Raw genomic sequence first — 23,399 nt, 5'->3', positions numbered from 1 at the left:
GGGGCGGCACCTTCGCACAAAGGTGCCGCCCCCGGTGAGGGTGGGAGATGGTCTTCCGGGCCGGGTTACCGGCAGTCGCTGCCCTTGCTCTGCGCCGCCGCGCGGCCCGCCTCCAGGCGGGCGACGGGGATGCGGAACGGGGAGCAGGAGACGTAGTCCAGGCCCACCTCGTGGAAGAAGTGGACGGACTCGGGGTCGCCGCCGTGCTCGCCGCACACGCCGAGCTTGAGGTCGGGCCGGGTGGCGCGGCCGGCCTCGGCGGCGGAGCGGACAAGGGCGCCGACGCCCTCCTTGTCGATGGTCTCGAACGGGGAGACGCCGAAGATGCCCTTCTCCAGGTAGGCGGTGAAGAAGCTCGCCTCGACGTCGTCGCGGCTGAAGCCCCAGACCGTCTGGGTCAGGTCGTTGGTGCCGAAGGAGAAGAACTCGGCGGCCTCGGCGATCTGACCGGCGGTCAGGGCGGCGCGGGGCAGCTCGATCATCGTGCCGAGGGTGAGGCTGAGCTCGGTGCCCGTGGCGGCCTCGACCTCGGCGATGACGCCCTCGGCCTCCTCGCGGACGATCTCCAGCTCCTGGACGGTGCCCACCAGCGGGATCATGATCTCGGCCCGCGGGTCGCCCTTGGCGTTCCTGCGCTCCGCGGCGGCCTCCGCGATCGCCCGTACCTGCATGGCGAACAGACCGGGGATGACCAGGCCGAGGCGCACACCGCGCAGGCCGAGCATCGGGTTCTGCTCGTGGAGCTTGTGGACGGCCTGCAGCAGGCGCAGGTCGTTCTCGTTGGCGTCCTTGCGGGACTCGGCGAGCGCGACCCGCACCGACAGTTCCGTGATGTCGGGCAGGAACTCGTGCAGCGGCGGGTCCAGCAGGCGCACGGTCACCGGCAGCCCGTCCATCGACTCGAAGAGCTCGATGAAGTCGGACCGCTGCAGCGGCAGCAGCGCGGAGAGCGCCTTGTCGCGTTCGGAGTCGGTGTCGGCGAGGATCAGCCGCTCCACCATCTCGCGGCGTTCGCCGAGGAACATGTGCTCGGTACGGCACAGGCCGATGCCCTGGGCACCGAAGCGGCGGGCGCGGGAGGCGTCCTCGGCGTTGTCGGCGTTGGCGCGCACCCGCAGCCGGCGGACCCGGTCCGCGTACGCCATGATCCGGTGCACGGCCCGCACCAGCTCGTCGGCGTCGTCGGCGCCGGCGTGCATGCGGCCCTCGAAGTACTCGACGACCGGGGACGGCACGACCGGCACCTTGCCGAGGTAGACCTTGCCGGAGGAGCCGTCGATGGACAGGACGTCGCCCTCCTCGACGACGATCCCGCCGGGCGCGGTCATCCGGCGCCGTTTGGTGTCGACCTCGAGCTCCTCGGCGCCGCAGACGCAGGTCTTGCCCATGCCGCGGGCGACGACGGCCGCGTGCGAGGTCTTGCCGCCGCGCGAGGTGAGGATGCCCTCGGCCGCGATCATGCCGTTGAGGTCGTCGGGGTTGGTCTCGCGGCGGATGAGGATGACCTTCTCGCCGGAGCGCGACCACTTCACGGCGGTGTACGAGTCGAAGACGGCCTTGCCGACGGCCGCGCCCGGGGAGGCGGCGATGCCCCAGCCGATCCGCTCGGCCTTCGCCTTCTCGTCGAAGCGGGGGAACATCAGCTGCGCCAGTTGCGCGCCGTTGACCCGCTGCAGCGCCTCGGCCTCGTCGATCAGGCCCTGGTCGACCAGCTGGGTGGCGATGCGGAAGGCGGCGGCGGCGGTGCGCTTGCCGACGCGGGTCTGCAGCATCCACAGCTTGCCGCGCTCGATGGTGAACTCGATGTCGCACAGGTCCTTGTAGTGCGTCTCGAGGGTCTCCATGATCTGCATCAGCTGGTCGTAGGAGGTCTTGTCCAGCTGCTCCAGCTCGGCGAGCGGCACGGTGTTGCGGATGCCCGCCACGACGTCCTCGCCCTGCGCGTTGCTCAGGTAGTCGCCGTACACGCCCTGGTGGCCGGTGGCCGGGTCGCGGGTGAAGGCGACACCGGTGCCGGAGTCGGAGCCGAGGTTGCCGAAGACCATGGAGCAGACGTTGACGGCCGTGCCGAGGTCGCCGGGGATGCGCTCCTGGCGGCGGTAGAGCTTGGCGCGCTCGCCGTTCCACGAGTCGAAGACGGCGCGTACGGCCAGGTCCATCTGCTCGCGCGGCTCCTGGGGGAAGTCCCGCCCGGTCTCCTTGGCCACGACGGCCTTGAACTGCTCGACCAGGCCCTGCAGGTCGGCCGCGTCCAGGTCGAGGTCGTCGTGCGTGCCCTTGGCCCGTTTGGCGTCCTCCAGCGCGTCCTCGAAGAGTTCGCCGTCGACACCCAGCACGGTCTTGCCGAACATCTGGATGAGGCGCCGGTAGGAGTCCCACGCGAAGCGCTCGTTGCCGGCCTGCGCGGCCAGGCCCGCGACCGAGGCGTCGGACAGGCCGATGTTGAGGACGGTGTCCATCATGCCCGGCATGCTGAACTTCGCCCCCGAGCGGACGGAGACGAGCAACGGGTCGTCCGCCTGACCGAGCTTCTTGCCCATCTTCTGCTCGAGCGCCTCGAGGTGCGCACTCACCTCGTCGCGCAGCGCCGCGGGTGCGGCGCCCGACTCCAGGTAGACCTTGCACGCCTCGGTGGTGATCGTGAAGCCCGGAGGGACGGGCAGGCCGAGGTTGGTCATCTCGGCGAGGTTCGCGCCCTTGCCGCCGAGCAGGTCCTTGAGGTCCTTGTTGCCCTCAGTGAAGTCGTAGACGAACTTCTGGATTACTTGTTCTTCCGACACGGGACTCGCTCCTCGCGGCCGGGATGCCCTGACGGCGGGGAGCGTACCCATCTCGAAGGCGCTGCAGTACGTCAATCACCAGGTCACACGGTCGTAACCACCCATCCGCCGAGAGATCGAAAGTCATGGCGTCCTTCCGGGTGAACGGAGGATGCGTTCAACCGTCGAACACATGCTCTCGCCACGTGATCGCCACACTCGGAGCCGGTCACTCCGCGTGAGGGATGACTTGACCATGTGGCCACGACAACGATGACACTCAGTGCCACTCATTGGAGAGGTGTGATGACACTCGGGCTGCTCATTTGAGCGACACCCCTATCAGGCGTGGCGAGAATCACTTGCTCTGCCCGCGGTTCGTCTTACAGTCCGGACGTCCCCGCGGACCGCCAAAACATCCTCAGCCGCCCGAGGTGTCCAGCTCGGCCTCGGCGCCGACGACCACCGAGCAGTCGTACGGGTCCTCCAGCCAGCCGTCCGGGAGCACCACACGCTTGCTCCCGGCCGTCCGGCCGCGCGGCCCCTCGGCGCCATCCGGCCATTCCTGGTCCAGGTCGAGGTCGGCGAGGTGGGCGTCGAGCTCGGCGAGGGAGGAGGTCATCGCGAGCTTGCGGCGCATCTCCGAGCCGACCGAGAAGCCCTTGGTGTACCAGGCCACGTGCTTGCGGAAGTCGATGACGCCGCGCTCCTCGTCGCCCAGCCACTCCCCCAGCAGCCCGGCGTGCCGCCGCATGACGCCGGCGACCTCTCGCAGCGTCGGGGCGGCGGGGGCGCCGCCGCCCTCGAAGGCGGCCACGAGGTCGCCGAAGAGCCACGGGCGGCCCAGGCAGCCGCGGCCGACGACGACACCGTCGCAACCGGTCTCCCGCATCATCCGGACCGCGTCCGCCGCGCTCCAGATGTCGCCGTTGCCGAGCACCGGGATCTCCGGGACGTGCTCCTTGAGGCGGGCGATCGCCTCCCAGTCGGCCGTGCCGCCGTAGTGCTGGGCGGCGGTCCTGCCGTGCAGCGCGACGGCGGTGACGCCCTCCTCGACGGCGATCCGGCCGGCGTCCAGGTAGGTGGTGTGGTCGTCGTCGATGCCCTTGCGCATCTTGATGGTGACCGGCAGGTCGCCCGCGTTGCCGACCGCCTCGCGCAGGATCGAGCGGAGCAGGTTGCGCTTGTAGGGCAGGGCCGAGCCGCCGCCCTTGCGGGTCACCTTGGGGACCGGGCAGCCGAAGTTCAGGTCGATGTGGTCGGCGAGGTCCTCGTCGACGATCATCCGGACCGCCTTGCCGACGGTGACCGGGTCCACCCCGTACAGCTGGATCGAACGCGGCTTCTCGGTGCCGTCGAAGTGGATCAGCTGCATGGTCTTGTCGTTGCGCTCGACCAGGGCCCGGGTGGTGATCATCTCCGAGACGAAGAGTCCCTTGCCGCCGGAGAACTCGCGGCACAGCGTGCGGAACGGCGCGTTGGTGATCCCGGCCATCGGTGCCAGCACCACCGGGGGCCACACGGTGTGCGGGCCGATGCGGAGTGCGGGAGCGGTGGCGTCAGCAGTCATGCGGACCATTCTCCCGTATCACCCGGGAGGGATTGGGTGTAGCGTGAAATGGTTACACAGGTACAATCAATCCACCGATCGCACCGACCACGGAGACGGGAACGGCCGATGCCCGAGCTGAGCCGGCGCAGACGTCTGCTGGTGCTGGCCGTCTGCTGCATGAGCCTGCTGATCGTCAGTCTCGACAACACCATCCTCAACGTCGCGCTGCCCGCCATGCGCCGGGACCTGCACACCTCCATCTCCGGACTGCAGTGGACCATCGACGCCTACACGCTCGTGCTGGCCTCGCTGCTCATGCTCTCCGGCTCGACCGCCGACCGGATCGGCCGCCGCCGGATCTTCCGCGTCGGCCTGGTGATCTTCACCGTGGCCTCCGGGCTGTGCAGCATCGCCCCCAGTCTGGAGTGGCTGGTGGTCTTCCGCATGCTGCAGGCGGTCGGCGGCTCGATGCTCAACCCCGTCGCGATGTCGATCATCACCAACGTCTTCACCGATCCGCGCGAGCGCGCGCGGGCGATCGGGGCGTGGGGCGGCGTCGTCGGCATCAGCATGGCCGCCGGGCCGATCATCGGCGGCGCGCTGGTGGAGTCGGTCGGCTGGCGCTCGGTGTTCTGGATCAACCTGCCCATCGGCCTGCTCGCCCTGGTACTCACCGCGCTGTACGTGCCCGAGTCCCGTGCCCCCCGGCCACGCCGGATCGACCCGGTCGGACAGCTGATGGTCATCGCGCTGCTCGGCTCGCTGACCTACGCCATCATCGAGGCGCCTGCGGCGGGCTGGGGCTCCCCGGTCATCGTCGGCTGCCTCGTGCTCGCCCTGTGCTCCGCGGCGGCCCTGGTCCCGTACGAACGGCGGCGCAGGGAACCGCTGATCGATCCGCGCTTCTTCCGCAGCGCGCCCTTCAGCGGGGCGACGGTGATAGCGGTGAGCGCCTTCGCGGCCCTCGCCGGCTTCCTCTTCCTCAACACCCTGTACCTGCAGGACCAGCGCGGCATGTCCGCCCTGGACGCCGGTCTGCACCTGTTGCCGATGGCGGCCATGGCCCTGGTCTGCGCCCCGCTGTCCGGGCGCATGGTCGGCAGCCGCGGCCCACGGTTGCCGCTGCTGCTGGCGGGCCTGGCCACCTCGGCGAGCGGCGTGATGTTCGCCGCGCTGGACGCGACCGCCTCGGACGCGAAGCTGTTCACCGCGTACGTCCTGTTCGGCATCGGCTTCGGCTTCGTCAACGCCCCGATCACCAACACCGCCGTCTCCGGCATGCCGCGGACCCAGGCCGGGGTCGCCGCGGCGGTGGCCTCCACCAGCCGGCAGGTCGGGCAGTCCCTGGGCGTGGCCGTCATCGGCGCCGCGCTCGCCGCCGGGCTCGACCTCACGGCGTGGTGGATCATCACGGGCTGCGGTGCGGCGATCCTGGCGCTGGGGTGGCTGACCTCGGGCCACTGGGCGGCGGGCACCGCGGAACGCGCCGCGAAGCGGCTCAGCACGGACGCCGCCCGCGAGCCGGTGGGCGCCCGGTGAACGAGGCCACGGCCACCCGGGTGTGGCGCGACCTGCGCACCCTCGTCCTCGAACGCAACGAACGGCGCCGCGAGGTCGCCGACGCCCTCGGCATGAGCTTCTTCCGCGTCAAGGCGCTGCGCCGGATCGCGACGGCCCCCGTGACGCCGGGTGACCTCGCCGCCGACCTCATGACGGACCGCCCGTACGTCACGCTGGTCGTCGACGACCTCGTCCGGCGCGGGCTGGTGGAACGCACACCGCACCCACGCGACCGGCGCCGCAAGCTCCTGAGCGTCACACCCGACGGCGCCGCGGCGGCGCAGGAGGCCGACCGCATCCTGGGCACTCCCCCACCGGGCCTGGTGGAGCTGGACGCGGAGGAGCTCGCGGCGCTGGACCGGGTGGTGACCAAGCTGCTGGGGTCGGCCCCGGGGTGAGCCGGGAAAACCTGAGGCCGTTGTCGGTGCCCAGCGCTACGGTCGGTGACATGACGACGCAGATCACCGAGCCCCGCGACGCCCGTTCGCGGGCTGCGCTGACGGCACTGACCGCGCGTGGCGTCCGGCCGAAGTACCTGTTCTTCTGGGGCCATCAGCCGCAGCGCGACGGCAGCGTGGGCGCGGGCTGCCTGAGTCAGTGGTGGCCCTCGGAGTTCACCGTCGACGGCATCGGCTACGCCACGGCGGAGCACTGGATGATGGCCGGCAAGGCCCGGCTCTTCGACGACGACCGGACCCTCGCCGGGATCCTCGCGGCCCCGCACCCGCACGCCGCGAAGAAGCTGGGACGGCAGGTCCGCGGCTTCGACAACGCGACCTGGGAGCGGCACCGCGAGGAACTGGTCGTGGCGGGCAACGTCGCCAAGTTCGGCCAGGACCCGGCCCTGCGGGACTACCTGCTGGGCACCGGCTCGCGCGTGCTGGTGGAGGCCAGCCCCGTGGACCGGATATGGGGCATCGGCCTGGCCGCCGACGACGAGCACGCCGCCCATCCCGTGCGGTGGCGTGGCCTGAACCTGCTGGGCTTCGCCCTGATGGAGGCGCGGCAGCGGCTGCTCACACCGGCATCGGCATAGCGCTGGGCGCGGACCCGGCGATCTCGTACAGCCGGTCCAGCCGTTCGCGGGTGGCGGCGTCCGCCGGGGAGTAGGTGACCAGCCGGGGGCCCTGGCTCGGACCGAGCCACAGGTGCGTGAAGTGGAAGGTCAGCAGACCGACCCGGGGGTTGAGGAAGCGCTTGGTGCGGTTCTCCGGTTCCTGCACCTCATGCCGCTCCCACAGCTCGCAGAACTCCGGGGAGGCCTGCTCCAGCCGCTTGACCAGGGACTTCCACGCGGGCTCCGCGAGATGCTCGGCCATCGCCGCACGGTACTTGGCGACCAGCTGCCGGCTGGTCTCGTGCCAGTCCGGCAGTCCCTCGCGCCAGGCGGGGTCGGTGAAGACCAGCCACATGATGTTGCGGTCCTCGAAGGGGAGCCGGTCGAGGTCGTCGACCAGCCGCGCGTAGGTGCGGTTGTGGGCGATGACGTCGGTACGGCTGTTGAGGACCGCGGCCGGCAGCGGCTCCAGCTTCGCCAGCATCTCCCGGATCTGGTCCGACATCCCCGGGCACTGGGCGCGCGGGTTGGGGTCGGGCACCCCGGCGAGCAGGAAGAGGTGGGTACGCTCGTTCGGGTCCAGCATCAGGGCCCGGGCGATGGAGTCGGCCACCTGGGCGGAGATCTGGATCTCCCGGGCCTGCTCGAGCCAGGTGTACCAGGTCACCCCTACCGCGGCCAGCTGCGCCACCTCCTCGCGCCGCAGCCCGGGGGTGCGGCGGCGGCGGCCGGGCGGGAGTCCGACCTGCTCGGGGGAGATCCGTTCGCGGCGGCTGCGGAGGAAGGAAGCGAGCTCGCTCCGCGCGGCGGCGCTGGGAGACGTCATACCTCCAGAGTGCCTGACGTCCCAAACCATTGCCAGGTGGTCGCGATACCTGGATAAACGCTCTCTGGTACCCCCCTGGGAACAAGGTCATCGTGGCATACGTGACCGATCACATCGAAGCTCCCGTCTCCGCCGACCTCCGTTCCCGCGCTCAGGTACGCCCCCGGGTCATCCGGGTCGGCACCGGCGGCCCGGCACCGGCCGCGAGAACCACGCCACCGGCCGCCGAGGCACCGCCCGGCCCCACCGCGCCGGCGCTCGGCCCGCTGGGCCTGTTCACCGTGCTGCTGGGCGCTGCGCTGCCGCTCATCGACTTCTTCATCGTCAACGTCGCCCTGCCCGCCATCGAGACCGACCTCGACGCGGGGGCCGCCGTGCTGGAGCTGGTCGTGGCCGGCTACGGCGTGGCGTACGCCGTGCTGCTGGTGCTCGGCGGCCGGCTCGGCGACTCCTTCGGCCGCCGCCGGCTCTTCCTCGCGGGCATGGCGGCCTTCGGCCTGACCTCGCTCGCCTGCGGCCTGGCGCCCGACGCCTGGGTGCTGGTGGGCGCCCGCGTCGCGCAGGGCGGGGCGGCCGCGCTGATGCTGCCCCAGGTACTGGCCACCATCCACTCCGCGACCACCGGCCACCGCAGGGCCAAGGCGCTGAGCCTGTACGGCGCGACCGCGGGCCTGTCCATGGTCGCGGGCCAGATCCTCGGCGGCGTCCTGGTCGCCGCGGACATCGCGGGCACCGGCTGGCGCGCGGTCTTCCTGGTCAACGTGCCGGTCGCGGCGGCCGGGCTGCTGCTCGCGGTGCGCTCGGTGCCGGAGACCCGTTCCGACCGCCCCGCGCCGGTCGACCGGCCGGGCACCCTGCTGCTGGCGGTGTCGCTGGTGACCCTGCTGGTGCCGCTGACCGAGGGCCGGGCGGCCGGCTGGCCCGCGTGGACGTGGGTGTCGCTGGCCGTCTTCCCGTTCGCGGCCCTGGCGTTCTTCCTGGTCGAGCGGCGGGCCGACCGGGCCGGGCGGATCCCGCTCGTGCCGCCGAGCCTGTTCGCGCTCACCGGGATGCGGCGGGCACTGCCGCTGCTGGTGCCGTTCTCCATCGGCTTCGGCGGCTTCATGTTCGTGATCGCGGTCGCCCTGCAGCAGGGCCTGCGGTACGGACCGGTGGAGGCGGGCACCACGCTCGTTCCGATGGCCGTGGCGTTCTTCCTGGCCTCGCTGGCCGGGCCACGCCTGGTGGGCCGGTACGGCGGGCGCGTGGTCACCGCGGGGGGCGTCCTGCAGGGCGTCGGCGTCGCGGTGCTGGCGCTGACCGTGGCCCGCAGCTGGGAACCCGGGATGACGGCGTGGGCCCTGCTGCCGGGTGTGGCGATCGCCGGCCTCGGCCAGGGGCTGCAACTGCCGGTGCTGTTCCGGCTGGTGCTCGCGGACGTACCGGCCGAGCGAGCCGGCGTGGGCAGCGGGGTCATGGTCACCACCCAGCAGTCGGCACTGGCCCTGGGCGTGGCCACCCTCGGCACGCTCTTCCTCGCCCTGGTCCCCTCGCACGGGACGCGGGAGGCCCTGGTGACGGTGCTGGTCGTGCAGCTCGCGGCGGTGGTCGTGACGGCGCTCGCCAGCCTGCGCCTGCCGCGCCAGGTGGCCTGAGGGGCCGCGGGGCCGGACCGGCCCGTAGCGAGGACGTCGCGTGACAGCCATGCACTGACAGATATTGAAATCTGTCAGTGCATGTGTCACTGTTGTCAGCATCCCCGCACGACCTCCTCATCCCGACCAAGGAGTCCCCCTTGCAGAACCGCACCCTCGGTTCCACCGGCCCCACCGTCTCCGCGCTCGGCCTCGGCGCCATGGGCATGTCCGCCCTCTACGGCGAGGCCGACCGCGGCGAGTCGATCGCCACGATCCACGCCGCCCTCGACGCGGGCGTCACGCTGATCGACACCGGCGACTTCTACGGCATGGGCCACAACGAGATGCTCATCGGCGAGGCCCTGCGCGCGGCCTCCCCGGCCGACCGCGAGAAGGCGCTGATCAGCGTCAAGTTCGGCGCCCTGCGCGGCCCCGAGGGCACGTGGCTGGGCTACGACGGCCGCCCCCAGGCCGTCAGGAACTTCGCCTCGTACTCGCTGCAGCGCCTGGGCACCGACCACATCGACGTCTACCGCATCGCCCGGGTCGACCCCGCCGTCCCGATCGAGGAGACCGTCGGCGCCATCGCGGAGCTCGTCCAGGCCGGTCACGTGCGCCACATCGGCCTGTCCGAGGTCGGCGCCGCCACCCTGCGCCGGGCCGCGGCCGTGGCCCCGATCAGTGACCTGCAGATCGAGTACTCGCTGATCTCCCGCGGCATCGAGGACGAAATCCTGCCCACCGCCCGCGAGCTGGGCATCGGCGTCACGGCGTACGGCGTGCTGTCCCGCGGTCTGATCAGCGGCCACTTCACCCGTGACCGGCAGCTGGCCGGCAACGACTTCCGCGCGATGAGCCCCCGCTTCCGGGGCGAGAACCTGGAGCACAACCTCGGGCTGGTGGAGGCGCTGCGCAAGATCGCGGAGCAGAAGGGCGTCACCGTCGCCCAGACCGCCATCGCCTGGGTGCTGGCCCGGGGCGAGGACATCGTCCCGTTGGTCGGCGCCCGCACCCGCGAGCGGCTGGCCGAGGCCCTGGGCGCGCTGGACGTGACCCTCGACGCGGCCGACCTGGCGGCGATCGAGACCGCGGTCCCGGCCGACGCGGCCGCCGGCGAGCGTTACCCGGAGTCCCAGATGGCGCACCTGGACAGTGAGCAGCGGCACTGACCGGCACCCGCCCGGCCCTGGGAGAATGACGACCATGCCACCCGAGACGCTGACCGCCGAACGCATCCTGGAGACCACGGAGGAGGTGCTGCGCCGTTACGGCCCGGCCAAGGCGACCGTGGTCGACGTGGCGCGCGCCCTCGGGGTCAGCCACGGCAGCGTCTACCGGCACTTCCGCACCAAGGCCGCGCTGCGGGAGGCGGTCACCCAGCGGTGGCTGGACCAGGCGCACGCGGAGCTGACGGCGATAGCGCAGGACGACGGCCGCCCGGGGCCGCAGCGGCTGCGCGCCTGGCTGGAGGCGCTGTTCGCGGCCAAGCGGCGCAAGGCGGGTGGCGACCCCGAGCTGTTCGCCACGTACATGGCGCTCACCGTCGAGCACAGCTCGGTGGTCGCCCAGCACGTCGCCGTCATGGTCGGGCTCCTCGCGCGGATCGTCCGGGACGGCGTGACCGCCGGCGAGTTCGCCGCCGGTGACCCCGACGCCGCGGCGCAGGCGGTGTGGGACGCCACCGTCCGCTTCCACGACCCGGCGTACGCCGCCGAGTGGTTCGCCCCGGGCATCGACGCCGCGTTCTCCGCGGTCAACGACCTGATCCTGCGCGGCCTGGAGGCCTGAGCACACGACCCCCGCGGACGCACGAAGGCGCCCGGCCACCCCTCTCGGGGGTGGCCGGGCGCCTTTCGCGTGCGTCCGGGTCCGGACCTAGCAGCCGAGCAGCCGGCCGCCGAGGTAGGCCTCGACCTGGTCGAGCGAGACGCGCTCCTGCTTCATGGTGTCGCGCTCGCGCACGGTGACCGCGTTGTCCTCGAGCGTGTCGAAGTCGACGGTCACGCAGAACGGGGTGCCGATCTCGTCCTGACGGCGGTAGCGGCGGCCGATGGCACCGGCGTCGTCGAACTCGATGTTCCAGTGGCGGCGCAGGTCGGCCGCGAGGCCCTTGGCCTTCGGCGAGAGCTGCGGGTTGCGCGACAGCGGCAGGACGGCGACCTTGACCGGTGCCAGGCGCGGGTCGAGGCGCATGACGGTGCGCTTCTCCATCACGCCCTTGGCGTTCGGGGCCTCGTCCTCGTTGTACGCGTCGAGCATGAAGGCGAGCATGGCGCGGTTGAGACCCGCCGCGGGCTCGATGACGTACGGGAAGTAGCGCTCACCGGCCTCCTGGTCGAAGTACGACAGGTCCTGGCCGCTGGCCTGGCTGTGGGCCTTGAGGTCGTAGTCCGTGCGGTTGGCGATGCCCTCGAGCTCAGAGTACTCGGTGCCGCCGAAGTTGAAGCGGTACTCGATGTCGACGGTGCGCTTGGAGTAGTGGGACAGCTTCTCCTTGGCGTGCTCGTACCAGCGCATGTTCTCCTCGCGCATGCCGAGGCCCCGGTACCAGTCCCAGCGCTGCTGCATCCAGTACTCGTGCCAGGTCTCGTCCTCGCCCGGCTTGACGAAGAACTCCATCTCCATCTGCTCGAACTCGCGGGTCCGGAAGATGAAGTTGCCGGGCGTGATCTCGTTGCGGAAGGACTTGCCGGTCTGGGCGATGCCGAACGGCGGCTTGCGGCGCGAGGTCGTCTGCACCTGGGAGAAGTTGGTGAAGATGCCCTGCGCCGTCTCCGGGCGCAGGTAGGCCACGGCGCCCGAGTCCTGGGTCGGGCCCAGGTGGGTGGACAGCAGCCCGGAGAACTGCTTGGGCTCGGTGAAAGTGCCCTTGTTGCCGCAGTTGGGGCAGTTGAGGTCGGCCAGGCCGTTGGCCGGCAGGTGGCCGTGCTTGGCCTCGTACGCCTCCTCCAGGTGGTCGGCGCGGTAACGCTTGTGACAGGAGGTGCACTCGGTGAGCGGGTCGGTGAACGTGGCGACGTGACCGGAGGCCTCCCAGACCTCGCGGGCCAGGATCACCGAGGAGTCGAGGCCGACCACGTCCTCCCGGGAGGTGACCATCGCACGCCACCACTGGCGCTTGATGTTCTCCTTCAGTTCGACGCCCAGCGGCCCGTAGTCCCAGGCGGCCTTCTGGCCGCCGTAGATCTCGCTGCAGGGGAAAACGAAGCCACGGCGCTTGCTCAGGCTGACGATGGTGTCGATCTTGTCGGCGGCCACGGTGCTCTCTTCAGACGACGAAGCGGTCGGTGGGATCCGCCGGGTCGCGTGCGGTCCGGCGAATACCTCAGATTACCGGCGGGTGCGGGGCCCGTATCAAATCGGTTCCGCAGTCCGAGGGCGCCGGGTCCGGCAACCAAGCCAATTGACAATCGTTTCCATTTTTGTTGAAAATGGGTGTCATGAACATAGGTCGTGCCCTGGTCCCCCTCACCGCCGTCGCCGGGCTGGTCGCCCTCTCCGCCTGTTCCACCGCGGGCGGGGGCGGGGCGGACGGCAGGCTCAAGGTCACCGCCTCCTTCTACCCTATGCAGTTCCTGGCCGAGCAGATCGGCGGCGGGCACGTCGACGTGACCGGACTGACCAAGCCCGGGACCGAACCGCACGACCTGGAGCTCACCCCCCGGCAGACCGGCGAGCTCGGCGAGTCGGACGTCATCGTCTACCTCAAGGGCCTGCAGCCCGCCGTCGACGACGCCATAGCCCAGTCCGGCGTGGCGAACACCGTCGACGCCGCCGCGCTGACCCCGCTGGAGGACCACGGCACCGAGGTCGACGGCCACGACCACGGCAGCGGGGACGACCACAGCGGGCACGGGGACGAGGACGCGGGCGCCGACCCGCACATCTGGCTCGACCCGGTCCGCTACGCCCAGGTCGCCGAAGGCGTCGGCAAGGCCCTCGCCAAGGCCGACCCGGACCACGAGGCGACCTACGGGAAGAACACCGCCGCGCTGGTGAAGAAGCTCGACGCGCTGAACACCGACTTCCAGGACGGGCTGGAGAACCGCACCTCGGACACCTTCATCACCACCCACGCCGCCTTCGGCTACCTCGCCGAGCGCTACGGGCTGGTCGAGCAGGCGATCAGCGGCATCGACCCGGAGTCCGAGCCCAGCGCCGCCCGGATGAAGACGCTGCACACCCTCGCCGAGGACAACGGCGTCAGCACCGTATTCTTCGAGACGCTCGCCAGCGACCGGACCGCCAAGACCCTCGCGGGCGACCTCGGCCTGAGGACCGCGGTGCTCGACCCCATCGAGGGCATCACCGACAAGTCCGCGGGCCGCGACTACTTCGAGGTCCAGCACAGCAACCTTCAGGCCCTGCGCTCGGCGCTCGGCGCGAAGTGAGGCAACGATGACGGAGCCCGGTACGGAGGCTGGAATGGACACGGTCATATCGATGCGGGGGGCGACCGCCTCCCTCGGCTCACGGCCGGTGCTGCGCGGCGTCGACCTGACCGTGCGGCGCGGGGAGGTCGTCGCGCTGCTCGGCGCCAACGGCTCGGGCAAGTCCACCGCGATCCGCGCCGTGGTCGGCCAGGTGCCGCTCACCGCGGGCGGACTGGAGCTCTTCGGCACCCCGCTGAACCGGTTCCGCGACTGGGCCCGGATCGGCTACGTGCCGCAGCGCACCACGGCGGCCTCCGGCGTCCCCGCCACCGTGCGCGAGGTCGTCTCCGCAGGGCGGCTGGCCCGTACGAGGCTGGGCCTGCCCCGCAAGGCGGACCGCCGGGCCGTGGGGCGCGCCCTGGAGCTGGTCGGGATGGCCGACCGGGCCGGCGATCCGGTCGAGGCGCTCTCCGGCGGCCAGCACCAGCGGGTGCTCATCGCCCGCGCGCTGTCCGTCGAGCCCGAACTGCTGATCATGGACGAGCCGATGGCGGGCGTCGACCTCGCCAGCCAGGAGGTGCTCGCCGGGACGCTGCGCGAACAGGTCTCGCTGGGCACCACCGTGCTCCTGGTCCTGCACGAACTCGGTCCGCTGGAGCCGCTGATCGACCGTGCGGTGGTGCTGCGCGACGGCTGCGTCGTCCACGACGGGCCCCCGCCGAAGGCCCAGGGGCAGCACGCGCTGCCCGGCCACGACCATGTCCACCCGCACGCCGGCCACGTGGCCGAGCCGATCCGGACGGGGCTGTTCTGATGGAGCTGTTCTCCTACGCCTTCATGCAGCGGGCGCTGATCGCCGCCGTCCTCGTCGGCATCACCGCCCCCGCGATCGGCATCTACCTCGTCCAGCGCCGCCAGGCCCTCATGGGCGACGGCATCGGCCACGTCGCCCTCACCGGTGTCGGCCTCGGCTTCCTGCTCAGCACCAACCCGGTGTGGATGGCGACGGCCGTGTCGGTCGCGGGCGCGATCGTCATGGAACTCATCCGCTGGTACGGCAGGACGCGCGGCGACATCGCGCTCGCCATGCTCTTCTACGGCGGCATGGCGGCCGGCGTGCTGTTCACCTCGCTCGCGCCGAACGGCTCCAACGCCAACCTGCTCACCTACCTGTTCGGCTCCATCACCACCGTCTCCCCGCAGGACATCACCGCGATCTGCCTGCTGGCCGGCTTCGTGGTGCTGGTCACCGTGGGCCTGCGGCGGCAGCTGTTCGCGGTCTCCCAGGACGAGGAGTTCGCCCGGGTGACCGGTCTGCCGGTGCGGCTGCTCAACCTGCTGGTCGCCGTCACCGCGGCGGTCACGGTCACGGTCGCCATGCGGGTCGTCGGACTGCTGCTGGTCAGCGCGCTGATGGTGATCCCGGTCGCCGCCTCCCAGCAGATCGCCCGCAGCTTCGCCACGGCCTTCGCGCTGTCGGTCGTGATCGGCGTGGCGGTCGCCTTCTCCGGCACGGTCACCTCGTACTACGCCGACGTGCCCTCCGGAGCGACCATCGTGCTGCTGGCCATCGGTGTCTTCGTCACGCTGACGCTGCTGGCCGCGCCGCTGGCGAAAAAGCGTGCACGCCGTGCCGCGGAGGACGGGACACGGTGCACCCTGGAGGTACCCGCGGCGCGTCCCACCGAGGACGACGTCCGGGTATGAGCTCCAGGCCTGGCAGAATGACCGACCGAACCGACCGAGTAGGAGGCCACCGGTGACGACCGCCAAGCCCCCCGTCCGCGGACGATCGACCCGGCAGCGTGCCGCCGTCGCCGCGGCCCTCGCCGAGGTCGACGAGTTCCGCAGCGCCCAGGAACTGCACGACCTCCTCAAGCACCGGGGTGACTCGGTCGGCCTCACCACGGTCTACCGCACGCTGCAGTCCCTCGCCGACGCCGGCGAGATCGACGTCCTGCGCACCGGGGAAGGCGAGTCCGTCTACCGGCGCTGCAGCAGCGGTCACCACCACCACCTGGTCTGCCGCGTCTGCGGCAAGGCGGTCGAGGTCGAGGGCCCCGCGGTCGAGAAGTGGGCCGACACCATCGCCGAGGAGCACGGCTTCGTCGACGTCGCCCACACCGTGGAGATCTTCGGGACCTGCGCCGACTGCGCCGGCTGCGGCGGCCCCGCCGCGAACTGAACCGGGCCCCGCCCGCCGTCGTGCTCGTACCGCCCCGCGGTCGTCCGTGGACGACCGCGGGGTGACTGCCGACTACTGCGTGTCCGCGTCGCTCTCCGCCGCCGGCTGCTGCTCGTTGGGCAGCGCGCCGCCGAAACGGCGGTCACGGGAGGCGTACTCCAGGCACGCGCGCCACAGGTCGCGGCGGTCGAAGTCCGGCCAGAGGACGTCCTGGAAGACCATCTCGGCGTAGGCGGACTGCCAGATCAGGAAGTTGGAGGTGCGCTGCTCGCCGGAGGGGCGGACGAACAGGTCCACGTCCGGCATGTCCGGGTGGTACAGGTACTTGGCGAGGGTCTTCTCGTTGACCTTGGAGGGATCGAGGCGACCCGCCTTTATGTCCTCGGCCAGGCGCGCCGCCGCGTCGGCGATCTCGGCGCGACCGCCGTAGTTGACGCACATGTACAGCGTCATGGCGTCGTTGTCGCGGGTCATCTCCTCCGCGACCTGGAGCTCCTTCACGACCGACTTCCACAGCCGGGGCATGCGCCCGGCCCAGCGGATGCGGATGCCCATCTCGTGCATCTCGTCGCGGCGGCGGTGGATGACGTCCCGGTTGAAGTTCATCAGGAAGCGGACCTCGTCGGGCGAGCGCTTCCAGTTCTCCGTCGAGAAGGCGTACAGGGAGAGGTTCTTGACCCCCAGCTCCAGGCAGCCCTTGAGGACGTCCAGCACGACGGTCTCGCCGACCTTGTGCCCCTCGGTGCGGGGCAGGCCGCGCTCCTTGGCCCAGCGGCCGTTGCCGTCCATCACGATGGCCACGTGCTGGGGGACCAGCTCACCTGGGATCTTCGGGGGCTGCGCGCCGGACGGGTGCGGGTCGGGAGCCCGGTACTCGCGCCGGGGACGGCTCAGAATCCCGCGTACTGCCATGACCTTGCTCTCCACTTCCTGTGCCTCACGAGTTGGTGCTGCCGGGGGCCCGCCGGGTACCGCTACTTCTCGATGAAACGCAGACTGCGCAAGCCGCGCTCCAGATGCCACTGCAGATACGCCGCGACCAGTCCGCTGCCCTCCCGGCAGTGGCGCGGTTCGCACGCGTCGGCGGTCTCCCAGTCCCCTCCGAGCAACGCGCCGAGGAGTTCCAGTGACTCCAGTGAGGGTACGACGCTTCCGGCCGGGCGGCACTCGCCGCATACGACTCCTCCCGCGCCGACCGAAAAGAACCGATTCGGGCCCGGCATCCCGCACTTCGCGCAGTCCCCGAAGCTGGGCGCGTAGCCGTTGACCGCCAGCGAGCGCAGCAGGAAGGCGTCGAGCACCAGCCGCGGGTCGTGCTCACCGTCGGCGAGCGTGCGCAGGCCGCCGACCAGCAGCAGGTACTGCTGCACCGCCGGTTCGCCCTCGTGGTCGGTGAAGCGCTCGGCGGTCTCCAGCATCGCCGTGCCCGCGGTGTAGCGGGCGTAGTCGGTGACGATGCGGCTGCCGTAGGGGGCGATCGTCTCACCCTGGGTGCACAGCGGCAGGCCGCGGCCGATCAGCTCGCCCCCGCGCGCGAAGAGCTGCACGTCCACGTGGGAGAACGGTTCCAGCCGCGCCCCGAACTTGGACTTCGTCCGCCGCACGCCGCGGGCCACCGCCCGCACCCGGCCGTGCCGTCGGGTGAGCAGGGTGATGATCCGGTCCGCCTCGCCCAGCTTCTGGGTGCGCAGCACGATGCCGTCGTCGCGGAACAGACTCATGCGCCCATTGTTCCGTACGCGGCGACCGGACCGGCCCGGGTCGTACGCTACGGCCCATGTCGATCACAGCGACCGTCGCCGTGCTGCTCATAGCGGCCCTCCACCTCTACATCCTGGTCCTGGAGATGTTCCTGTGGACCACCCCCCGCGCCAGGGGAGCCTTCGGGACCACCGCGGAGTTCGCGCAGGCGAGCAAGGCACTCGCGGCCAACCAGGGGCTCTACAACGGTTTCCTCGCCGCCGGGCTGGTGTGGGGCGCCGTGGCCGCCGACCCGGTGGGCTTCCAGGCCACGGTGTTCTTCCTCATCTGCGTGGCGGTCGCCGGGCTGTACGGCGCCGCGACCGCGAGCCGCCGCATCCTCTTCGTGCAGACCGTGCCGGCCCTCGTCGCCCTTGCCCTGGTGCTGGTGGCCCGCTGATGGACTCCGTCACCCACCACATCACCGCGACCGGCCCCGACGGCACCGCCCTGGAAGTGCTGTACGGCTACGCGGACCGCGGGCGGCGGATGCTCGAGTGCCGGCACTGCGCGTGGCGCGAGCAGATCACCGGGGGCGGCGCCAGGGGCAAGGCACTGGCCCACCTGTCGCAGGCCCACGGAGCCGGCGGGGCGCCGGCGATGGCCGCGGACACACGGACGCTGGGCGCGACGGTGTGGACCGTGCTCGCCTGCTTCGGCGTCGCCGCCGCGATCCTGCTGTGGGCGGTCAGCCGCTGAGCCCCGCCGTCCCGCCTGGCGCGACCAGCCCCGACTCGTAGGCCGCGATCACCAGCTGGGCGCGGTCGCGGGCGCCGAGCTTGCCCATGATCCGGCTGACGTGCGTCTTGGCGGTGAGCGGGCTGAGGCCCAGCGCCTCGGCGACCTCCGTGTTGTTCAGGCCCCGCGCGACGAGGGTGAGCACCTGCCGCTCCCGTGCGGACAGCGCGGCGAGGCGTTCCGGGGCCGGCCCGCCCGGCGGCGGGCCCTCCGGGAGGCGCAGCACCCGGGCGATGAGCCGCGCGGTCGGCCCCGGCGAGAGCAGCGCCTCGCCCGCGGCGACCGTGCGGATGGCGTCGAGGAGTTCGGCGGGGCGGGTGTCCTTGACGAGGAAGCCGCTGGCCCCGGCGCGCAGCGCGGGGACGACGTGGTCGTCGCTGTCGTACGTGGTGAGCACCAGCACCCGGACCCCGGCCAGGTCATCGTCGGCGGCGATCAGCCGGGTGGCCTCGATGCCGTCGAGGTCCGGCATGCGGATGTCCATGATCACCACGTCGGCACGGCCGGCGCGGGCCGCCGCCACGGCTTCCCGCCCGGTGGCCGCGTGCCCGACGACCTGCATGTCGGGGGCGGACTCGACGAGCATCGCGAAGGCCTCACGGACCAGGGTCTGGTCGTCGGCGAGCAGCACGCGGATCACGCCGGGCCCCCCGCGAACGGCAGAACGGCGGCCACCTGGAAACCGCCCTCGGGCCGGGGTCCGGCGGTCAGCGTGCCGCCGACGCTGCGGGCGCGCTCGCGCATGCCGATGAGGCCGTAGCCGGCGGCGGGTACGGTCTCCGCCGGGCCGGCGTCCGCGGGGGGCCTCGGGGGTGCCACGGCACGCCAGGGCCGCCATCGGGCGTCGGGGCGGTCCGGTTCGTGCTCGGCCTCCGTCCCCGGGCAGGGGCCGTCGTCGGTGACGGCGATCCGCAGGGCGGTGCCGCGGTCCGGGTCGGTGCCGAGTTCCACCCCGACCCGGACCGAGGTGCCCCCGGCGTGCCGTACGGCGTTGGTGAGGGCCTCCTGCACGATGCGGTAGGCGGCCGCCCCGATCGCCGGGGGCACCCCGTCGGCGCCGGCCGCGACGGCCAGCTCCACCCGGGCGCCGGCGGCCTCGGCGGAGCGGGCCAGGTCGGCCACGGCCGCCAGGCCCGGCAGCGGGCCGCGCTCGTCGTCGCCGCGCAGCACCTGGAGGGTGGCGCGCAGTTCGGCGCGGGCGTCGCGGCAGGTGCCGGCGATGCTGTCGAGGGCGCCGGCGACGGCCGTGCGGTCCAGCCGCTCGGGGTCGGCGAGCAGGACGTGCGCCGCGACCGAGGTCTGCACGCCGATGAGGGTGATGCTGTGGGCGAGCAGGTCGTGCAGGTCGCGGGCGATCCGCAGCCGCTCCTCGGCGACGCGCCGGGCCGCCTCCTCCTCGCGGGTGCGTTCGGCGCGTTCGGCGCGCCCGACAATGGCGGCCACGTACTTGCGGTGGATGCGGACCGCCTCGCCGGTCAGTGCCACCGCCACCACCCAGCCGCCGCTGCGCAGCATGTCGGTCGCCGCGTGCCGGTCGGGTGTCGCCGACATCACCCCGACCATGATCGCGACGACCGCCGCCACGGTGAGGTACGTCCGCGGCGGCGGCCCGGCGACCGCGAGCGAGTAGATCGCCACCATGCTGGCCGGAACCACGGCCAGGTGGAGGTTGTCCATGGCGTGGTACGGGGCGACGGCCGCGACCGTGACGAGCATCACGGTCATCGGCCACCGCCGCCGGGCGGCCAGCACCAGCGCGGTGACCACCAGCAGCGCCCAGCCCGCCGCGTCCGGGCGGTGCCCCTGTCCGGACGGCAGGAGGGCGCCCATGGCGCTCTGGAGCGCGAGCACGCCCAGGGCGAGGGCGGCGTCCTTGTGCGCGCGGACGGCGGGCGGGAGGGGCGGCGGCTTCGGCACGGGTCCATCTTCCGTTACGGGGTCGGCGGCGTGACAGACCGGTTCGCGGGCCGGTTCACGGGCCCGTACGCGGCCGGCTCAGCCGGCCCGGCCACCAGACCCGCTCGCGCAGCGCCACGCTCGCGGAGGTGACCAGGTAGGTGCGGACGAGGAAGGTGTCCAGCAGGACGCCCACGGCGATGACGAAGCCCATCTCGACCAGCGACACCAACGGCATGTTGACCAGGACCGAGAAGGTGGCCGCCAGCACCAGCCCGGCCGAGGCGATCACCCCGCCCGTGGTCCGCAGCGCGGTGACGGCCGCGGCGGCCGGCGCGGCCCCCGCCAGCGACTCCTCGCGCATCCGGTGCATGAGGAAGATGCCGTAGTCGACGCCGAGCGCCACGAGGAAGACGAAGGACAGCAGCGGCAGCCCCGGGTCCGTGCCCTCGAAGCCGAACAGCGGCCCGAAGACCAGCCCGCCGATGCCCAGCGCGGCGCCCCACACCGCGATCACGGCCACCACGAGCAGCAGCGGCGCGACCAGGCTGCGCAGCAGCGCGACGAGGATCAGCAGCACGGCGGCCAGGACGAGCGGCACGACGACCCGGCGGTCGCGGGAACTGGTGCCGGCCAGGTCGGCCTGCTGGGCACTGGGCCCGCCGACGTGGGCGCCGTAGGGGCCGTCCAGCTCCGCGCGCAGGGCGTGGATGGTCGCGGTCTCGCCGGGCGACTCGGGCGGCGCCTTGGCGGTCACCGACACCTCCGTCCAGCCGCCGCCGCTGCGCCCGCGTTCGGCGGACGCGACGCCTTCGGTGCCCCGGACCGCGGCCAGCACCTTACCGGCCCGTCCGGTGGGCGCCATGACGGTGATCGGCTGGGCGGAGCGGCCGGGGTCGGCCTCGGCGAGGATGCGCATCGCGGCGACCGACTCCGGCGCGCTGGTGAAGGCGTCGTCGTTCTTCAGGCTGCCGGGCAGGGCCAGGGTCCCGAGCGCCAGCGCCCCGAGCAGCACCGCGCCACCCGCGAGCACGGCCGGCGGACGGCGTGCGGCCGAGCCGCCCATCGCCGCGAACAGGCCGCGCGGACGCGGCACTTCGCTGCCGTACGCCGGGACCAGCGGCCAGAAGACCCGGCGGCCCAGCAGCACCAGCAGCGCCGGCAGCAGGGTCGTCATGGCGACCAGCGCGCACAGCACGCCGACCGCGGCGATCGGGCCCATGCCCCGGCTGCTGTTGAGGTCGGCGGCGAGCAGGCACAGCAGGCCTGCGGCCACCGTCGCGGAGGAGGCCAGGATCGCGGGCCCGCAGCCGCGCAGCGCGGCGCGCATGGCGTCGTACGGGCGCGGCACGCGCCGGAGTTCCTCGCGGTAGCGGGAGACGAGCAGCAGCGCGTAGTCGGTGCCGGCGCCGAAGACCAGGATGGTCATCACGCCCTGGCTCTGGCCGGTGACGGTGATGCCGAAGGCCTGGTGGAGTCCGTAGACCCCGGCCATCGCGGCGGCGTCGGCCACGCCCGCGACGAGCAGGGGCAGCAACCACAGCAGCGGGCTGCGGTAGATGAGGATCAGCAGGACGGCGACGACGGCCACCGTGGTCCACAGCAACGGCCCGTCGAGGGAGGAGTAGACCTCCTTCATGTCGGTGTTGAGCGCGCCGGGGCCGCCCACGTGGGCGGTCAGCCCGTCGCCGCCCTCGGCCCGGTCGCGGACGTCGGTGACGAAGGCGTTCCTGGCCGCGTCGTCCTGGCCGGGCTCGGTGCTCGCCACGGGGTACATCAGTGTGTCGCCGTGCGACAGGACGGCGTGCGGCGTGCCGCCGGTGAGCCGGTGCGCCCGCGCGATGCCGGCGATCTGGGCGGCGGCCTTGTCGCGGTCGGCAGCGGTCAGCCCGCCGTCGCGGTGGTAGACGACCACGAGTTCGGTGGCCTCGCCGCCGGGCAGCGCGTCCTGGAGCCGGGCGACCTGCGTGGAGTCGGCGCTCACCGGGAGGTAGTCCACGGCGCGGTTCTGCTGCGCGTCGGCGAGCTTGCCGGCCAGCGGGCCGGCCAGCGCCAGCACGGCGATCCACAGCGCGAGCACCGCCCACGGGATCGCGCGGGCGCCCCGGTTCCTCCCTCGTCCTCGGGTCGGCGGCGGCGCGGCGGCCGGTGTGGTCTCAGTGGTCGGGGCCCCCATCATGGGCCTCCCTCCGGGCCGGTGGTCTGGTCCTGCCCAGACTTCCGGTGCGGGGGCGCCTTTTCGTCGGGCCCGGGACCGAGGCCGGCGTTACTGCCCGGGGTGCGGTGCGGGCCCCGTTACTCCCCGGGGAGTACGCCCGGCGGTGGCGATCAGGGGCGGCCCGTCAGGACGGCGTGCGGGCCGCGGCCTCCAGGATGCGTTCGGTGTCCTCGCCGACGAGGCCGAGGCAGCGGCCGACGGCGCCGAGGACCTCCCGCTCGGCGGGCAGGTAGGGGCCGTCGGCGAGGGCGATGAGGGCGCCCTGGACCAGGATGTGCTCACGGCCCTGGGGGGCGAGGTGGCGGGAGAGGGGGCCCAGGGCCTCGTGGAGCTCGATGGACAGCCAGCTGCCGCAGCCGTCGAGGGCGTCCGCGAGCCCGTCGGCGTCCAGGGCGTCGGAGGCGCCGGGGAAGCGGCCCTCGTCGGCGACGATCGCCGCGAGCAGGCCGAGCAGCTGGTCCTCGGTGCAGTCGGTGAACCCGGCCGAGCGGACCGCGCCGACGGCGGCCTCGCGGGCGCCGCGCCCCATGGCGCCGCCCGCGGTGAGCACGGCGAGGGCGACGGTGTGGACGGCATCGCGGAGCATGGCGGAGAAGACGGTGGTGGTGGGCTGCTCCAGGACCTCGGGGCCGCGGTGGGCGCGGCACACCACGCACTCCACGACCGTGCCGGCCGAGCCGCGCGGCAGGAGGGGCAGGCCCAGCAGGGTCAGCCGCCGGGTGCCGGTGCGCCGCCGGTAGCCGCGGTCGCCACCGCAGCCGGCGCAGAAGAACTCCCCGTCACCTTCGGTGTGCCAGACCGTCCGCACGCCCAAGATGCACAAGCCCTTGATGTGGAGCACTTCGCACCCTCCGGCCGCCATCCCGATTACACCGGTTC

General features: G+C 72.4%; 22 protein-coding genes. 12 read left to right on the top strand and 10 right to left on the bottom strand.

The features are described 5' to 3' along the window. Positions 1 to 65: 65 nt before the first annotated feature. Entirely contained in the window at positions 66 to 2,831 is a 2,766-nt protein-coding gene (gene ppdK / locus ABZ312_RS08500; RefSeq protein WP_500323031.1) for a pyruvate, phosphate dikinase, read from the bottom strand. 349 nt (positions 2,832 to 3,180) lie between these two features. Beyond that, on the bottom strand, positions 3,181 to 4,329 hold the full coding sequence (gene dusB, locus ABZ312_RS08495; protein WP_500323030.1) for a tRNA dihydrouridine synthase DusB: 1,149 nt from the start codon (positions 4,327 to 4,329) through the stop codon (positions 3,181 to 3,183). A gap of 108 nt (positions 4,330 to 4,437) precedes the next feature. Between dusB and ABZ312_RS08490 the strand changes: the two genes are divergently transcribed. From ABZ312_RS08490 to ybiA, 3 genes are read left to right on the top strand one after another with little or no spacing between them, the layout of a single operon-like run. Then, the gene (locus ABZ312_RS08490; RefSeq protein WP_500323029.1) at positions 4,438 to 5,850 is read left to right on the top strand and encodes an MFS transporter; all 1,413 of its coding nucleotides are present in this window, start codon (positions 4,438 to 4,440) and stop codon (positions 5,848 to 5,850) included. Further along, positions 5,847 to 6,269: a MarR family winged helix-turn-helix transcriptional regulator gene (locus ABZ312_RS08485; protein WP_500323027.1), complete on the top strand. Its 423-nt coding sequence runs from the start codon at positions 5,847 to 5,849 to the stop codon at positions 6,267 to 6,269. Before ABZ312_RS08490 ends, ABZ312_RS08485 begins: the two co-directional genes overlap by 4 nt. Before the next feature lie 50 nt (positions 6,270 to 6,319). After that, positions 6,320 to 6,907: a riboflavin biosynthesis intermediates N-glycosidase gene (ybiA, locus tag ABZ312_RS08480; RefSeq protein WP_499511790.1), complete on the top strand. Its 588-nt coding sequence runs from the start codon at positions 6,320 to 6,322 to the stop codon at positions 6,905 to 6,907. Here the strand turns inward: ybiA and ABZ312_RS08475 are convergent. Next, entirely contained in the window at positions 6,888 to 7,754 is an 867-nt protein-coding gene (locus tag ABZ312_RS08475; protein ID WP_499511791.1) for a helix-turn-helix transcriptional regulator, read from the bottom strand. The two genes, ybiA and ABZ312_RS08475, sit on opposite strands and share 20 nt — an antisense overlap. A 281-nt stretch (positions 7,755 to 8,035) precedes the next feature. On the opposite strand from ABZ312_RS08475, the gene ABZ312_RS08470 reads away from it, so the two are divergent. The 3 genes from ABZ312_RS08470 to ABZ312_RS08460 all read left to right on the top strand — a co-directional run bounded on the left by ABZ312_RS08470 (position 8,036) and on the right by ABZ312_RS08460 (position 11,158). Next, positions 8,036 to 9,388 carry an MFS transporter gene (locus ABZ312_RS08470; RefSeq protein WP_500323065.1) on the top strand — a complete coding sequence of 451 codons (1,353 nt, stop codon included), beginning with the start codon at positions 8,036 to 8,038 and terminating at the stop codon, positions 9,386 to 9,388. 140 nt (positions 9,389 to 9,528) lie between these two features. Then, positions 9,529 to 10,539, top strand: a complete 1,011-nt coding sequence (locus ABZ312_RS08465) for an aldo/keto reductase (RefSeq protein WP_500323026.1) — start codon at positions 9,529 to 9,531, stop codon at positions 10,537 to 10,539. A 34-nt stretch (positions 10,540 to 10,573) separates the two neighbouring features. Beyond that, positions 10,574 to 11,158, top strand: coding sequence for a TetR/AcrR family transcriptional regulator (locus ABZ312_RS08460; protein ID WP_499511793.1), 585 nt, complete (start codon positions 10,574 to 10,576; stop codon positions 11,156 to 11,158). 87 nt (positions 11,159 to 11,245) lie between these two features. On the opposite strand, the gene ABZ312_RS08455 is transcribed toward ABZ312_RS08460, so the two are convergent. Beyond that, positions 11,246 to 12,628 carry a glycine--tRNA ligase gene (locus tag ABZ312_RS08455; RefSeq protein ID WP_500323025.1) on the bottom strand — a complete coding sequence of 461 codons (1,383 nt, stop codon included), beginning with the start codon at positions 12,626 to 12,628 and terminating at the stop codon, positions 11,246 to 11,248. A 182-nt stretch (positions 12,629 to 12,810) separates the two neighbouring features. Here ABZ312_RS08455 and ABZ312_RS08450 point away from each other — a divergent pair, with 182 nt between their 5' ends. Genes ABZ312_RS08450 through ABZ312_RS08435 form a run of 4 tightly spaced genes read left to right on the top strand, consistent with a single transcriptional unit; the run spans position 12,811 to position 15,928 of the window. Further along, positions 12,811 to 13,761 carry a metal ABC transporter solute-binding protein, Zn/Mn family gene (locus tag ABZ312_RS08450; RefSeq protein ID WP_500323024.1) on the top strand — a complete coding sequence of 317 codons (951 nt, stop codon included), beginning with the start codon at positions 12,811 to 12,813 and terminating at the stop codon, positions 13,759 to 13,761. Between the two features lie 34 nt (positions 13,762 to 13,795). Then, the gene (locus ABZ312_RS08445) at positions 13,796 to 14,557 is read left to right on the top strand and encodes a metal ABC transporter ATP-binding protein (RefSeq protein WP_500323023.1); all 762 of its coding nucleotides are present in this window, start codon (positions 13,796 to 13,798) and stop codon (positions 14,555 to 14,557) included. Beyond that, positions 14,557 to 15,450 (top strand): metal ABC transporter permease, encoded by an 894-nt coding sequence (locus ABZ312_RS08440; RefSeq protein ID WP_500323022.1) that lies wholly within the window; start codon positions 14,557 to 14,559, stop codon positions 15,448 to 15,450. The genes ABZ312_RS08445 and ABZ312_RS08440 overlap by 1 nt, the downstream gene beginning before the upstream one ends. 52 nt (positions 15,451 to 15,502) lie before the next feature. After that, the gene (locus tag ABZ312_RS08435; RefSeq protein WP_499511798.1) at positions 15,503 to 15,928 is read left to right on the top strand and encodes a Fur family transcriptional regulator; all 426 of its coding nucleotides are present in this window, start codon (positions 15,503 to 15,505) and stop codon (positions 15,926 to 15,928) included. Positions 15,929 to 16,000: 72 nt separating this feature from the next. On the opposite strand, the gene ABZ312_RS08430 is transcribed toward ABZ312_RS08435, so the two are convergent. Together ABZ312_RS08430 and recO are read right to left on the bottom strand one after the other, a co-directional pair. Beyond that, a complete protein-coding gene (locus ABZ312_RS08430) occupies positions 16,001 to 16,840 on the bottom strand; it encodes an isoprenyl transferase (RefSeq protein WP_500323021.1) in 840 nt (279 codons plus the stop codon). A gap of 62 nt (positions 16,841 to 16,902) precedes the next feature. Next, complete coding sequence (gene recO / locus ABZ312_RS08425; protein WP_499511800.1) at positions 16,903 to 17,649, bottom strand: DNA repair protein RecO; 747 nt, start codon at positions 17,647 to 17,649, stop codon at positions 16,903 to 16,905. A 56-nt stretch (positions 17,650 to 17,705) separates the two neighbouring features. Between recO and ABZ312_RS08420 the strand changes: the two genes are divergently transcribed. Next, complete coding sequence (locus ABZ312_RS08420) at positions 17,706 to 18,068, top strand: DUF1304 domain-containing protein (protein WP_500323019.1); 363 nt, start codon at positions 17,706 to 17,708, stop codon at positions 18,066 to 18,068. Further along, positions 18,068 to 18,367 (top strand): hypothetical protein, encoded by a 300-nt coding sequence (locus tag ABZ312_RS08415; protein WP_500323018.1) that lies wholly within the window; start codon positions 18,068 to 18,070, stop codon positions 18,365 to 18,367. The genes ABZ312_RS08420 and ABZ312_RS08415 overlap by 1 nt, the downstream gene beginning before the upstream one ends. Here the strand turns inward: ABZ312_RS08415 and ABZ312_RS08410 are convergent. From ABZ312_RS08410 to ABZ312_RS08395, 4 genes are all read right to left on the bottom strand, one after another. Next, a complete protein-coding gene (locus tag ABZ312_RS08410; RefSeq protein ID WP_500323063.1) occupies positions 18,357 to 18,992 on the bottom strand; it encodes a response regulator in 636 nt (211 codons plus the stop codon). The genes ABZ312_RS08415 and ABZ312_RS08410 overlap by 11 nt on opposite strands. A 50-nt stretch (positions 18,993 to 19,042) precedes the next feature. After that, entirely contained in the window at positions 19,043 to 20,323 is a 1,281-nt protein-coding gene (locus ABZ312_RS08405; RefSeq protein WP_500323017.1) for a sensor histidine kinase, read from the bottom strand. A 55-nt stretch (positions 20,324 to 20,378) separates the two neighbouring features. Next, on the bottom strand, positions 20,379 to 22,478 hold the full coding sequence (locus ABZ312_RS08400; protein ID WP_500436909.1) for an MMPL family transporter: 2,100 nt from the start codon (positions 22,476 to 22,478) through the stop codon (positions 20,379 to 20,381). A 166-nt stretch (positions 22,479 to 22,644) separates the two neighbouring features. Continuing rightward, positions 22,645 to 23,382 (bottom strand): TerB family tellurite resistance protein, encoded by a 738-nt coding sequence (locus tag ABZ312_RS08395; protein WP_500436874.1) that lies wholly within the window; start codon positions 23,380 to 23,382, stop codon positions 22,645 to 22,647. Positions 23,383 to 23,399 lie beyond the last annotated feature (17 nt).

It is taken from the genome of Streptomyces sp. NPDC006207 (assembly GCF_040613835.1).
Taxonomy (GTDB): Bacteria; Actinomycetota; Actinomycetes; order Streptomycetales; family Streptomycetaceae; genus Actinacidiphila.
This window is presented reverse-complemented; position numbering and strand designations above follow the sequence as displayed.

Bases quoted from the DNA above. Each gene is read 5' to 3' on its own strand.
- ppdK (WP_500323031.1), bottom strand. From the start codon at position 2,831: ATGGGTACGCTCCCCGCCGTCAGGGCATCCCGGCCGCGAGGAGCGAGT.
- dusB (WP_500323030.1), bottom strand. From the start codon at position 4,329: ATGACTGCTGACGCCACCGCTCCCGCACTCCGCATCGGCCCGCACACC.
- ABZ312_RS08490 (WP_500323029.1), top strand. From the start codon at position 4,438: ATGCCCGAGCTGAGCCGGCGCAGACGTCTGCTGGTGCTGGCCGTCTGC.
- ybiA (WP_499511790.1), top strand. From the start codon at position 6,320: ATGACGACGCAGATCACCGAGCCCCGCGACGCCCGTTCGCGGGCTGCG.
- ABZ312_RS08475 (WP_499511791.1), bottom strand. From the start codon at position 7,754: ATGACGTCTCCCAGCGCCGCCGCGCGGAGCGAGCTCGCTTCCTTCCTC.
- ABZ312_RS08460 (WP_499511793.1), top strand. From the start codon at position 10,574: ATGCCACCCGAGACGCTGACCGCCGAACGCATCCTGGAGACCACGGAG.
- ABZ312_RS08450 (WP_500323024.1), top strand. From the start codon at position 12,811: ATGAACATAGGTCGTGCCCTGGTCCCCCTCACCGCCGTCGCCGGGCTG.
- ABZ312_RS08445 (WP_500323023.1), top strand. From the start codon at position 13,796: ATGGACACGGTCATATCGATGCGGGGGGCGACCGCCTCCCTCGGCTCA.
- ABZ312_RS08440 (WP_500323022.1), top strand. From the start codon at position 14,557: ATGGAGCTGTTCTCCTACGCCTTCATGCAGCGGGCGCTGATCGCCGCC.
- ABZ312_RS08430 (WP_500323021.1), bottom strand. From the start codon at position 16,840: ATGGCAGTACGCGGGATTCTGAGCCGTCCCCGGCGCGAGTACCGGGCT.
- recO (WP_499511800.1), bottom strand. From the start codon at position 17,649: ATGAGTCTGTTCCGCGACGACGGCATCGTGCTGCGCACCCAGAAGCTG.
- ABZ312_RS08420 (WP_500323019.1), top strand. From the start codon at position 17,706: ATGTCGATCACAGCGACCGTCGCCGTGCTGCTCATAGCGGCCCTCCAC.
- ABZ312_RS08415 (WP_500323018.1), top strand. From the start codon at position 18,068: ATGGACTCCGTCACCCACCACATCACCGCGACCGGCCCCGACGGCACC.
- ABZ312_RS08410 (WP_500323063.1), bottom strand. From the start codon at position 18,992: ATGCTCGTCGAGTCCGCCCCCGACATGCAGGTCGTCGGGCACGCGGCC.
- ABZ312_RS08400 (WP_500436909.1), bottom strand. From the start codon at position 22,478: ATGGGGGCCCCGACCACTGAGACCACACCGGCCGCCGCGCCGCCGCCG.
- ABZ312_RS08395 (WP_500436874.1), bottom strand. From the start codon at position 23,382: ATGGCGGCCGGAGGGTGCGAAGTGCTCCACATCAAGGGCTTGTGCATC.